Annotated in this window: 11 protein-coding genes; 7 read left to right on the forward strand and 4 right to left on the reverse strand. The window is 68.4% G+C overall.

What is annotated here, in order from left to right:
• Positions 1–80: 80 nt before the first annotated feature.
• Positions 81–1,013: a LysR family transcriptional regulator gene (locus FV560_RS01290; protein WP_159618509.1), complete on the forward strand. Its 933-nt coding sequence runs from the start codon at positions 81–83 to the stop codon at positions 1,011–1,013.
• A gap of 94 nt (positions 1,014–1,107) precedes the next feature.
• Complete coding sequence (locus FV560_RS01295) at positions 1,108–1,569, forward strand: methylglyoxal synthase (RefSeq protein WP_159618511.1); 462 nt, start codon at positions 1,108–1,110, stop codon at positions 1,567–1,569.
• A gap of 151 nt (positions 1,570–1,720) precedes the next feature.
• On the opposite strand, the gene FV560_RS01300 is transcribed toward FV560_RS01295, so the two are convergent.
• From FV560_RS01300 to FV560_RS01315, 4 genes are read right to left on the reverse strand one after another with little or no spacing between them, the layout of a single operon-like run.
• Complete coding sequence (locus tag FV560_RS01300; protein ID WP_159618513.1) at positions 1,721–2,617, reverse strand: carbohydrate ABC transporter permease; 897 nt, start codon at positions 2,615–2,617, stop codon at positions 1,721–1,723.
• Complete coding sequence (locus FV560_RS01305) at positions 2,614–3,576, reverse strand: carbohydrate ABC transporter permease (RefSeq protein ID WP_159618515.1); 963 nt, start codon at positions 3,574–3,576, stop codon at positions 2,614–2,616. Before FV560_RS01305 ends, FV560_RS01300 begins: the two co-directional genes overlap by 4 nt.
• Positions 3,573–4,880, reverse strand: coding sequence for an ABC transporter substrate-binding protein (locus tag FV560_RS01310; RefSeq protein ID WP_159618517.1), 1,308 nt, complete (start codon positions 4,878–4,880; stop codon positions 3,573–3,575). Before FV560_RS01310 ends, FV560_RS01305 begins: the two co-directional genes overlap by 4 nt.
• Positions 4,877–6,175 carry an aminotransferase class V-fold PLP-dependent enzyme gene (locus FV560_RS01315; RefSeq protein WP_159618519.1) on the reverse strand — a complete coding sequence of 433 codons (1,299 nt, stop codon included), beginning with the start codon at positions 6,173–6,175 and terminating at the stop codon, positions 4,877–4,879. The genes FV560_RS01310 and FV560_RS01315 overlap by 4 nt, the downstream gene beginning before the upstream one ends.
• Before the next feature lie 142 nt (positions 6,176–6,317).
• Between FV560_RS01315 and FV560_RS01320 the strand changes: the two genes are divergently transcribed.
• The 5 genes from FV560_RS01320 to FV560_RS01340 all read left to right on the forward strand — a co-directional run bounded on the left by FV560_RS01320 (position 6,318) and on the right by FV560_RS01340 (position 12,076).
• Positions 6,318–7,013 (forward strand): FadR/GntR family transcriptional regulator, encoded by a 696-nt coding sequence (locus FV560_RS01320; protein WP_159618521.1) that lies wholly within the window; start codon positions 6,318–6,320, stop codon positions 7,011–7,013.
• 16 nt (positions 7,014–7,029) lie between these two features.
• The gene (locus FV560_RS01325) at positions 7,030–7,179 is read left to right on the forward strand and encodes a hypothetical protein (RefSeq protein WP_159618523.1); all 150 of its coding nucleotides are present in this window, start codon (positions 7,030–7,032) and stop codon (positions 7,177–7,179) included.
• A gap of 4 nt (positions 7,180–7,183) precedes the next feature.
• Complete coding sequence (locus tag FV560_RS01330; protein ID WP_159618525.1) at positions 7,184–8,002, forward strand: CPBP family intramembrane glutamic endopeptidase; 819 nt, start codon at positions 7,184–7,186, stop codon at positions 8,000–8,002.
• Between the two features lie 169 nt (positions 8,003–8,171).
• The gene (locus FV560_RS01335; RefSeq protein ID WP_159618527.1) at positions 8,172–10,853 is read left to right on the forward strand and encodes a lysylphosphatidylglycerol synthase transmembrane domain-containing protein; all 2,682 of its coding nucleotides are present in this window, start codon (positions 8,172–8,174) and stop codon (positions 10,851–10,853) included.
• 68 nt (positions 10,854–10,921) lie between these two features.
• The gene (locus FV560_RS01340) at positions 10,922–12,076 is read left to right on the forward strand and encodes a PP2C family protein-serine/threonine phosphatase (RefSeq protein WP_159618529.1); all 1,155 of its coding nucleotides are present in this window, start codon (positions 10,922–10,924) and stop codon (positions 12,074–12,076) included.
• The last annotated feature ends 62 nt before the right edge of the window (positions 12,077–12,138 follow it).

Raw genomic sequence — 12,138 nt, forward strand, 5'->3', positions numbered from 1 at the left:
CCCGGCTACCTGTGATGAAAAGTGATACTTTCAGAACAGATTTGTTCGACGCCATCGAAGGATCGAGAGAGCGGGACTAGATGTGGGACTCCGATCGGCTCCGGCTGCTGCGTGAACTGCAGCTGCGCGGAACGGTCACCGCCGTGGCGCAGACCCTCAACTTCAGCGTCTCGACGGTCTCCCACCAGCTCGCACGGCTCGAGCGGGAAGTGGGCGAGAAGCTGCTGGAGCCCGACGGCCGCCGCGTGCGACTGACGGCGCAGGGCCGGGTGGTCGCTGAGCACGCAGCACAGATGATGGATGCGCAGGAGGCGACCCGGGGCGCACTGGAAGCACTCGAGCCGGGACCCGAGACGGTCCGGGTCGCTTCCCTGGAGACAGCAGCACGCGCGCTGCTGCCGCGGGCCCTGGACGCCCTGGCAATCTCCCGTCCAGAACTGCGGGTGGAAGTGGCCGTGGTGCCGCCGGAGGTGGGCCTGTTCGAGTTGGAGGCACGCCACTTCGACCTCACGATCGCCGAGGAGTACCCCGGATCGACCCGCCAGCTGCGGCCGGGTCTGGACCGCATGACCCTGGGTCAGGACCCCGTGCGTCTGTGCGCGGCCGCGGCCACGACGGCGACCTGCCTGCAGGACATGGCCGACCAGCCCTGGGTGATGGAACCGCCGGGCGCGATCGTGCGCGACTGGGGCGTCCAGCAATGCCGAGCGGCCGGGATCGAGCCGGACGTGCGGTACGAGGCCACCGACCTGACCGTGCACATCCGGCTGATCGCCGCGGGCCACGCCGTCGGCATCCTTCCCGATCTGGTGTGGGCCGGTTACTCGGCCGAGCTGGCGCTGATCGACCTGCCTGGCAACCCTCACCGGGAACTGTTCACCTCCGCGCGCCCGAGCTCCCGCGCCCGGCCGGCCGTGCAGGCGGTGCACGACGCACTGGCGGCGGCACTGCACTCCCCGGTGGCCCATCCCGCCTCGATGCCCCGCCACGCGACAGGAGCAACCCCGGACTGACGCGCACAACCCCAGGTGACACACAGGACCATGAGGGCGAGAATGGAGCCACCGCCATCGGCGACGATGCCGCGCCATTCGTCGAAAGGCCCGCATGAGCACGTCACCCGCACCCCGTCACATCGCCCTCGTCGCGCACGACAGTATGAAGGTCGACCTGCTGCGCTGGGCCGAGTACAACCGCGGCACCCTCGCCCAACACGTCCTCTACGCCACCGGCACCACCGGCACGATGCTCGAGTACGAGCTCGGCCTACCGGTGCACCGATTCCTCTCCGGACCCGTCGGCGGCGACCAGCAGATCGGCGCGAAGATCGCCGAGGGCCAGATCTCGATGCTCATCTTCTTCTGGGACCCGCTCGAGGCCCAGCCCCACGACCCCGACGTCAAGGCATTGCTACGGATCGGGGCGGTCTGGAACGTGCCCATGGCGTGCAATGTGGCGTCGGCAGATCTGATGATCTCCTCGCCGCTGATGAGCAGCGGCTACGAGCACCAGCGTCCGGACCTGTCACCGCGCCCCTGGGATGAGTCGTCCGGATCCCCGACGGCGTAGCTCACCGACGACACCCGCAACACCGACCACAACCTCACCGGGGGTGAAGTTGACGTCGATTATGTGCCGATAACCGGCGTCAGGTTCACCCCCGGTGAGGTTGTGGTCGGTGCAGAGGTCGACGAGAGGTACGGGCGTGTCCGGGTCAGGGTCAGCCCTTCACTGCCCCCGCCGTCAGTCCCTGCACGATCCACTTACTGGCCAGGGCGAACATCACCATGGTCGGCAGGATCGTGAGCACGGCTGCTGCCGACATCGAGCCCCAGTCGATGTTGAACGTCGAGATGAAGCCGTTCAGCGCGGCCGGGATCGTCCGGTTCGACTCCGCGTGCATCAACACCACGGAGAGGAACAGCTCGTTCCAGGAGTTGACGAAGTTGAAGATGAACGCCGCGATGATGCCCGGTGTCATCACCGGCACGATCACCCGGAACAGCGCCCCCAGCCGGGAGCAACCGTCGATCATCGCTGCTTCTTCCAGCGCATCCGGCACGTTCTGGAAGAAGCCGCGCAGCATGATCGTGGAGAACGGGATGCTGATCGCCACATAGACGAGCACCAGGCCGAACTTCCGGTCCACCAGTCCGAGGTCGGACATCATCGAGTACAACGGCCCGAGCGCGATGAACGCAGGAATCATCTGCGTGAGCAGGAAGGCGACCAGCACCGCACCCCGGGAGCGGAAGTGGAACCGCGCCAGCACATAGGCACTCAGCAGCGCGATCAGCGTGGCGGTGGCCCCCGCCGTGGTGGCCACGATCGCCGAGTTCGCGAGGAACACCCCGAAGTTGCTCTGCTCGAACAGCCCCCGGTAGTTCTCGATCGAGAGTTCCCCCGGCCAGTACTCCAGCGGGAAGCGGCTGATGGTGCCCGGCGCCTTCAACGACGTGATCGCGATCCAGTACAGCGGGAACAGGGTGATCAGCAGCCACGCGCCCAACCCGATCACCCGGAGCACACCGCCGATGGTGACCCGGCGCGGCGCTGCCCGGGCGACCACCGGCTCGGTGGACGTGGGCGCAGAGGTGAGGGTCGCCGTCGTACTCATGACTGGTCCGCCTTCCGGATCGCCATCAGGTAGAACGCGCAGAAGACCAGCAGGAAGCCCACCACGCACAGACCGAGGGCGCTGGCCAGGCCGTAGTTGCCCTGCTGGGTGAAGTTGATCATCCAGGTGGTGACGATGTGCGTCCGGTTCGCCGGCCCGCCCCCGGTCATGGCATAGATGATGTCCGGGAAGTTGAAGATCCAGATGATCCGCAGCAGCACCGTGAGCAGCAGGGTCATCGAAATCGTCGGGATGATGATCGAGAAGAGCATCCGCACCTTCCCGGCGCCGTCGAGGCTGGCCGCCTCGATCATCTCCTCGGGCACGGACTGCAGCGCTGCGAGGATCATGATCGCGAAGAACGTCACCCCGTACCAGATATTCGCCACGATCACGGCGACCATCGCCAGGGTGGGATCGGCGAGCCACGGGATCGGCGCATCGATCAGCCCGACCTTACCGAGCAGATCGTTGACCACACCGAACTCGGCGTTGAACATCCACCGGAACAGCATCCCGATGAGGAACCCGGAGACGGCCCAGGGGAAGAACACCAGCGCCTGGTAGACGCCGCGAAACCGGAACCGTTTGCGCAGGGCCAGCGCGAGCGCGAAGCCGATGAGTAGCTGCGGCACCAGCGAACCGACCACCCAGAGCACCGAGTTGCGCACGACGGTGGGGAAGACCGGATCGCTGAGAATGGTCGCGAAGTTGTCGAACCCGATGAAGGGTGTCGAGGTCAGGTCCCACAGGTTCCAGTCGCGGAAGGCCATGTTGGCCCCGCGCAACATCGGGTAGTACGTGAACCACCCCACGAACACGATCGCCGGCGCCAGGAATGCCAGGATCGTCAGGCCGTGACGGGCCCGGAACGCCGGTCGGCGGCGGCTGCCCGGCGCCCCGCCGCCGGCTGTAGCGGCGGCGGGGCGTTCGGTCGAGGCGGCGGTCACCTCAGTCACTCCGCGGCGTACTTCTCGGTCCAGAACTCATCCCACGAGGTGAGCAGTTCCTCGTGCGTCATCTCGCCGAGGAGCACGCTCTGGATCTCCTGGTCGGACTTCTGGATCCACTCGGTCCACCAGCTCACGTCCCGCGGCTGGGTGACGTTGACATAGGTGTCCGGGTTCTCGGTCATGGTCACGTAGCTGGTCCACGGACCCTCGGAGTAGAACGGGTCGTCCGAGGCCGAGGCGATCGGCGGCACGAGGCTGTTCGCCTGGGCGAACTCCGTTCCCGGCCCTTCGGAGGCGAGGAACTGCACCAGCGCGACCGCCTCCTCCTGGTGCTCGCTGAACTCCGTCACGCCCCAGCCGGCCACTGCCAACGGCTGTGCGGCACGGCCCGTGGGTCCCACCAGCAGCGGTGCGGTGCCCCACTGGTCCTCGGAGAGCGTGTCCGACCCCTGGATGGTGGCGATCACCTCAGGGTCCTGCAGCAGGAACGCGGTGGAGCCGTTGTTGAAGCCCTCGACCATCTCCGGGTAGCCCCAGGAGACGGCGGAGGGTGGGGACGCCTCCTCGAAGAGCGCGAAGTACGTCTCCAGCGCATCCTGTGCTTCAGGGGCGGCGAAGATCGTCGACCCGTCCTCCATCAGGAAGGCGTTCTCGGTGTCGAGGCCGTCGATCACATAGGCCTCGATGGCGGCGACCACGTTGCTGTTCGCGTTCTGCCCGCCACGGAAGGCGTAGCCATAGGTGTTGCTGGAGGGATCCTGGATCGCGCTCGCCTGCTCCAGCAGGTCCTCCCAGCTGGACGGTGGACCGTCGAAGCCGGCCTCGTCCACCAGATCGGTCCGGTAGAAGAGGGACAGCCCGTAGAAGCCGTACGGGAGGAAGTAGCTCTCGCCGTCACCCTCAGCGACCGCGCGGGCGTTGTCGGTGAGGGCGTCCCACCCGTCCCAGGACTCCAGGTCGCCGCTCATGTCGTAGAGCCAGCCGTTGTTGGCGAACGGACCCACGGTGATGTCGCGGACTTCCAGCACGTCCACACCTGAGCCGGACTGCAGCATCTGCTGGATGGTCTGGTCCGCCTGCTCGGTCGGGGGCGAGACGAGCTCGACCTCAACCCCGGGGTTCTCTGCCTCGAAGTCGTCGAGGAGGCCACGGATCAGCGTGGTGCGATCCGGGTTTGTCAGGGACTCCACCATCTGGAGGGTCACCGTGCCGTCGGAGTCACCGGTATCGCCGGAGTCGCCCGAGCACGCCGCCAGGGCGATCATCGAAAGGCCAGCCGTCGCGGCGACGGCGGAACGTAGGTGTCTCATATGTTCTCTCCTTTGAGGGGGGACGGGTAGGGAGAAGATGGTGCGTGAGGTGCGGGGCGGCCCCGCCCGGGCGAGGCGGCCAGCCCACTGGCCTCGAGCACGAGCGGGATGGCCCGCTCGATGAACTGGTGGAAGTCGGACTCCTCGGTGTAGAGGTGCGCCGAGAGGCGCAGGTAGGGCCGTGAACCGAAGGTGGTGAACGCTGCCTCGACGCCGGCGCGCTCGAACAGCACGTCACGCAGCCGGTCTGCGGCTTCGCGGTGGTCGGCCAGCGTCTCCGGCATCCGCACCAGGCGCATGGACGGCACCTTCGCGGCACTGTCGACCACCGGATCGGTGTCGAGGTAGGGCGCGATGGCCTCGCCGATGATCGCGGCGCCATGGTCGACGAGCTCGGCCATCGTCTCGCGAGCGGCCGACCAGCCATACTCCTGCTCGATCCAGGAGATCGCGTGGGGTGCGACGAGGTAGCTGGTGGCGTCGATCGTGCCCTGGGTGTCGAAGCGTGCCGGGAACGGCTCCTCGGCGGCCCAGGAGTCGATGAGGGGCCAGAGGTCGTCACGGTCGGCGGCGGTGCTCACGAGCACAGCGGCACCCCGTGGAGCGCACGGCCACTTGTGCAAGTTGCCGAACCACCAGTCCGGCTCCCCGCACTGCGCAGGAGAATCGATCAGACCGGGTGCGTGGGCACCATCGACGAGCACACGAACGCCGGAGCGGCGGGCCTGTGCCGTGATCTGCTCCACCGGGAAGCGACGGGCAGTGGGCGAGGTGATCTGGTCGACGACGACGAGCCGCGTCCGGGCCGTGGTCGCCGCGGCGAACTGGGCGAGCACCTCGTCATCGCTGGCGAGCAGGGGGATCGCCACCGTGCGCACGCGGGCCCCGAAGCGCCGGGCAAGCCGGCGGGCTCCCATCGTGATGGCGCCGTACCCATGGTCGGTCACGAGAATCTCGTCACCGGCCGCCAGCTGCAGGCTGTTGTAGACCACCGTCGCGGCGGCGGAGGCGTTGGGGACGAAGACCGTGTCCTCGGCGCGAGCTCCGATGAACGGGGCGATCTCCCGGCGCGCCTGGGCCACCAGCGCGGGAACCTGCGGGAACCAGCCGACCGGGTTGCGGTCGGCCTGGGCCCGGAACTCGTCCTGGCGACGCACGACCTCGGTGGGGACGGCACCGAACGAGCCATGGTTGAGGTGGACGACATCCGGGTCGAGCGGCCAGGCGTCCCGTGCCCGGTCGTATCCGCGCAGGTCCACACCCGTCGCGGCACCTCGACCGACCGTCTGCTGCATCACGTCTCTCCACTCTGAGCCCGTGTTGTTCGATGACTTATCAACATCTCAGGGCTGTTGGCGCACTATGAGACCACCTTTCGCGCTACTTGTCGAACAACTCGCCACGCTCTAGCGTGGTCACGACCACGAAGGGGCAAGGATGCGAGCACTTGAGACAGCACTGGACGGACTGCGTGCCCTGATCGCCGGAGGCGATCTGCAACCGCGGGACCGGCTTCCGAGCGAATCGGAACTGTGCGAACGATTCGGGGTCTCGCGCGGTTCGTTGCGCGAAGCGATCCGCATGCTCTCGGCGCTGGGCGTCCTGGATACCCGGCACGGTTCCGGCACCTACGTCGGCGATCTGCGGGCGGCGCCGATCCTGGAGAACCTCTCGCTGACTGTGGGGCTCCTGCCCCTGGACTCACTGCTGGAGCTGACCGAGTTGCGGCGCGCCCTGGAGTCACACGCAGCGTCGCTTGCCGCGGCGCGCATCGACGACGCCGATCTGGATGCGCTCGACGCCCTGCTCACCGAACTCGAGGTGACCACCGACGATACCGACCAGTCCCGACTCGATCATGAGTTCCACATGCGGATCGTCGAGGTCGGGGCCAACACCGCCTTCGCTGCGATGGTTGCCGTGCTGCGTTCCCGTTCCCGCGCCTACCACCTGTTCAGCACCGACGACGGCGCCACAGTCAAGGAACTCTCCGACGCCGGGCATCGCGCCATCTGGCACGCCCTGGGGACCAGGGATCCCATGGCTGCGGCCGCGGCCGCAGCCGCCCACGTCACCCAGACCGAGACGTGGTTGCGCAAGCACCGTCCACCGGCCGTCGTCGCCGGTCATTGAAGGCAGGTGCGACTGCGTGCTGAGCCAGCGGGCAACCGGCACCAAGCCGCGCGTACCCCGCACCGACCACAATCTCACCCCGGGTGACGTCGTCGTCGATGATCGGGCGATCACCGACAACAGGTTCACCCCCGGTGACCTGGTAGTCGATACCGGGCGAGACTAGAGCCATGGACAGCATCCCGGGCACCGCCGATCCCGCCGCTCCACCTCCCACCGTGCGCGCCCGCTCCCGGCGCCTGACAGCGGAGATCTGGATCGTGCTCGGCCTGAGCCTGGGCAAGTCGGCCGTCTACGCCATCGTGGCGATCATCGCCGCCCTCACCCGTGGACCCCTTGGCGAGCAGACCACCGCGCTGAACACCTCTCAGTCGCCGCGCCCGTACCTCGACCTGACCTACCAAGTGCTCTCCGTGGCCTTCGCGCTCGTGCCGGTCGCGCTCGTGCTGTACCTACTCAGCGAATCCGGCCGTAGCGCCTTCCGGCGGATCGGGCTGGACCTGCGCCGTCCGGTCCACGATCTCGGCTGGGGGCTCGCGCTCGGCGCCCTCATCGGGATCCCCGGACTCGGGCTCTACCTGGCCGGCCGTGCCCTCGGTATCACGGTGGCAGTGCAGGCCTCCGGGCTGGACCCGTATTGGTGGACCATCCCGGTACTGATCCTGGCAGCGCTGAAGAACGCGTTGGTGGAGGAGGTGATCGTGGTCGGCTACCTGATCGAGCGCCTGGGCGAGAAACGCTGGGGGCTGCCGGCGATCGTCGCCGCCTCGGCGCTGCTGCGCGGCGCCTATCACCTGTACCAAGGGTGGGGTCCGTTCGCCGCGAACGCGATCATGGGGGTGATCTTCGCCCTGTTCTACCTCTCCCGGTTCGGCCGGCGGCGGGTGATGCCACTCGTGGTGGCCCACACCGCACTCGATGTGGCCGCCTTCGTGGGCTACCAGTACCTGCCCGAGGCCTGGCTCACGGCGCTTGGCGTGGACGTCTGAGGGTTGCCGGCCCTCTGACCCACCTTGACACACCACCGGTGGTGGTTCTCCTGCGCCGATGCTGTGTCAGATGCCGAAGCGGAGACGGTGAGGCCCGTCACACGCGAAGGCCCGCACGAACCCGGAAATGACCAGGGTTGCCGAGCCCACCTCGCCTACCATCGGGAGCATGGCCGTCGAGAACCCTCAGACGCCGGAGCCGCCGCGCGGTCCGGTGCAGACGGTTTCTCTCGTGGATCTGCCGGTCGCCAGAGTGCGACGTCCGATCGACCTCGTGCTCATGCTGGTGACACTCACGGCGGTGGTCGCAGTGCTCGCGCTGTCGGTCTACGCCTACCGCACGACCACCGGCGTCACCGCCGATGTCCGTTCGGTCTTCTCCGAGGTGATCCGCAACATCCTGCTGGTGCCGGTCAACGCGATCGAAGGCTTCCTCACCCTCATCCTGCCGGTCGTGGTGATCGTCGATCAGCTCGTGCGCCGCCAGCCGCGCAACATCCTGGACGCTCTCGGCGCGGCGTTCACGGCCGTCCTCGTGACGGCGGGGGTCGCCTGGCTGCTGGAGAGTTACGCCCCGATCGAGGTGCTCCGGGCGTTGCGCATCCTCGCCGATGAGGGCTGGGTGATGACGGTGACGCCGATGGTGGCGGGACTGGCCGCGTTCCTCACCGCTATCGGTACCCGTTCACGACGGCGCCTGGTGGCGATCTCGTGGAACCTCCTGTGGATCGTGCTGGTCGTCTCCGTGATCTCCGGTGACGCCACGCTCGTCGGTGCGCTGGTCTCAGTACTGATGGGGCGCGCCGTCGGGTTGGGGATGCGGTACGCCTCGGGCGTGCGGTCGGAGCGTGCCCACGGTCAGGTACTGGTGGACGGTGTGCGCCGGGCTGGGGTGGACGCCGTCAGCGTGATCCGGATCGGGGACTCCAAGGACGTCAGCCGGATGCCACGGGAGACCATCGCCGTCTCCGGCCCCATCGGCTACGTCCCTGGTCGCGCGGGGCGCGCCGCTGCGCGTGCCAGGACCGCGCTGACTGGCAGTGACAACCGGGCCGGTATCAGTGACGATGCCGGCGCTGGGCCCGCCGCCGACATTCCTGAGACCACGACCGCTGAGCCTGCCGGCCTGACCGAGCCGCCAGCCGACCATGTGCAGGACTCAGCCACCGTCGCCACCGAGCGTGAAGGAGCCAACCGCGTCTACGCCGTCACCGATGCCGACGGGGTGCGCTGGGATGCGGTGGTGCTCGACTCCGACCGGCAGGTGATCGGCTGGCTCAACGCCGTCATCTCGACGTTGGCGCGCCGGGGCCTGGACCGGCGGGCGACGGTCTCGCTACGGCAGGCAGCAGAACGCGCCTCGCTGATGTACTACGCGGCCGCCGCCGCCGGGGTGAACTGCCCTCGCCTGCAGGGCATCGCCGAGGCGGGCGACTCCGTCCTCCTCCTCGGTGAACACGTCCCCGGGGCATGTCAGCTCAGCGACGTGGCCATCGACGTCGTCACCGACGAGGTGATGCTGGCCGCGTGGGAGCAGATCACCAAAGCCCACCAGGCGGGACTGGCCCACCGGAACATCTCCGCGGACACGGTGCACGTGGTCACCAGCGGTGAACACACCGGTCAGGTCTGGTTGAACGGCTGGGAGGAGGGCGAGATCGCCTCCGGCTCCCTGGCACGGCGCGTCGATCTCATGCAGCTGCTGACGCTGTTCGCGCTCCGCGTCGGTGCTCACCGAGCCGTGGCTGCCGCATCCCGGGTCCTCTCGATCAACCAGCTGGCCGAGATCGCCCCGCTGCTGCAGCCGATCGCCCTGCCCGCACAGACTCGCGCCGAGGCTCGTCGGCAGAAGGAGCAGATGGCCGAGCTGCGCGCGCACCTGGTGGAGTTCATCCCGACGGCCGAGGAAGTGCAGCCGATCCAGATCGCGCGCTTCACAGCCAAGACCGCGATCACGCTCACGATCGCAGTCGTAGCCGGCTGGGTGGTGCTGACCACCCTCAACTTCGAGCAGCTCACCGACGTCATGGCCGATGCGAACCCGGCCTGGATGGTGGTGGCGTTCGGAATGGGCCTGCTGACCTACCTCGGCTCGGCGATGGGCCTGGTGGCGCTCTCCCCGGAGCGGCTCGGCCTGTGGCGCACGATCTTGGTGCAGGTCGCCGCCTCGGTCGTCACTCTCGTGGCCCCAGCGGGCGTCGGCCCGGCTGCCCTGAACCTGCGCTTCATGCAACGGCGCGGACTCGCCACCCCGATGGCGCTGGCCACCGTGGCTCTCCTCCAGCTCTCCCAGTTCGTCACCACGGTGCTGCTGCTGCTCGCGATCGCCCTGCTGACCGGCAGCTCCAGCGCCCTGCAGCAGCTTCCCTCCGGCGCGGTCCTCGTGGTGCTGGGAGTGCTGCTGGTGCTGGGGGGTGCAGTCTTCGCGATCGGCTCTCTGCGCCGCTGGGTCATCGCCAAGACGAAGCCGACGCTGCAGCAGGTCTGGCCCCGGCTGGTGTGGGTGATCGGCCAGCCGCACCGGCTGCTGATGGCGATCGGTGGCAACCTCATCATGACCCTCGGCTTCCTCGCGGCGTTCGCGGCCTCGCTTGCGGCGTTCGGCCAGTCGTTGCCGCTGACGTCGCTGGCGATCGTCTTCCTCACCGGCACCGCTGTCGGTTCGGCCATCCCCACACCGGGCGGGATCGGGACGGTCGAGCTCGCCCTCTCCACCGGCCTGACGACCGCCGGGATCGCCGCCGCGGCCGCTGCATCGGCGGCCGTGCTGTTCCGGGTGCTGACGTTCTGGATCCGCGCTCCGCTCGGGTGGTGGGCACTGCGCCATATGCAACGGCGCAACCTGCTGTGACAGGTAGGGTGGGTGGCAACGGATCAGTATCCTGGGGCACCAGATCTCGAAGGCGGTGAAGGATGGCGGTGAGGTTCCGCTACGCCCTGGGGACCGACCTCGGCACCGTCCGCACGAACAATGAGGACTCCGCCTTCGGCAGCGGCCGACTGCTGATCCTCGCGGACGGGATGGGCGGCCATGCGGCCGGTGAGGTCGCGTCCGCGGTGGCGCTCCGCGTCTTCGGTGGGCTGGTCGGCGAGCCGGGCGGTTCCGCGAGCGATCCGACGGAGTCGGCGGACGCGATTCTGCATGCGGGTCGCCGCACCCGGCGGGCGTTGCACGCGATGTCCGAGGCCGACCCGAAGCTCGAGTCGATGGGGACCACGCTTATCGCGGTCGCATGTGACGGTGAGCAGGTCACGGTCGGCCACATCGGTGACTCGCGTCTGTATGCACTGCGCGAGGGCGCGCTGTACCAGGTGACGACCGATCACACCCACGTCCAGCGGCTGGTCGACACCGGCCAGCTCACCCCCGAGCGTGCCCGCACTCACCCGTATCGGTCGATGCTGCTGAAGTCTCTCGATGACCAGCCGGCCGGTGCGGACCTGGACATCATCGAGTGCGAGCTCCAGCCCGGTGACCGGCTGCTCCTGTGCTCCGACGGCCTCTCGGACTACCTCTCCCCCGAGCACATCGGCACGCTGCTGGCCGGACCGGATCGGCAGGGGGCCGCCCACGCCCTCATGGATGCTGCGCTCGGGGTCGGCACACGTGACAACGTCACCGTGATCGTGGCCGATCTGATCGACGACGGCGCAGCCTCGGTCTCCCCCGAACCCGCCGTGGTGGTGGGTGCCGCGAGCGAACCGATCGACCTCTCCCCGGACGCCGCCGCGGCGCTGCGCGCCAGCCTGCCCGACCTTCCGCTGGACGCGACCGCTCCGATGGCTGGGGTGGCCCGGGCCCTCTCGCCGGACAGAGATAGCACAGCCGACAGAGACAGCAAAGCCGACAGGGGCACGGCCCCAGTGGACGGCGCACCCGCTGCCCCCGCAGAGGACGCAGCTGCAACTCCACCAGCGGCGGAGCCGGAGGAAGACTCGGCCTCCCACACGGAACCAGATCGCCCAGGTGAGGTTCCGGTGCCCAGGGGTGTGACGCCGTCCCGGGTGCCCGCATTGCTTGCGGCCGTGGCCGTGCTGGCGGTCGCGATCGCCCTGGGGATCATTCTGGGCTGAGGCTCCGCGCTACGTCGAGGCTGAGCTCGACGGGGTGAGCTCGACGGGGCTGGACCTGTCCG

Origin of the sequence: Ruania rhizosphaerae, from assembly GCF_009805705.1 — a bacterium.
Lineage (GTDB): Bacteria > Actinomycetota > Actinomycetes > Actinomycetales > Beutenbergiaceae > Ruania > Ruania rhizosphaerae.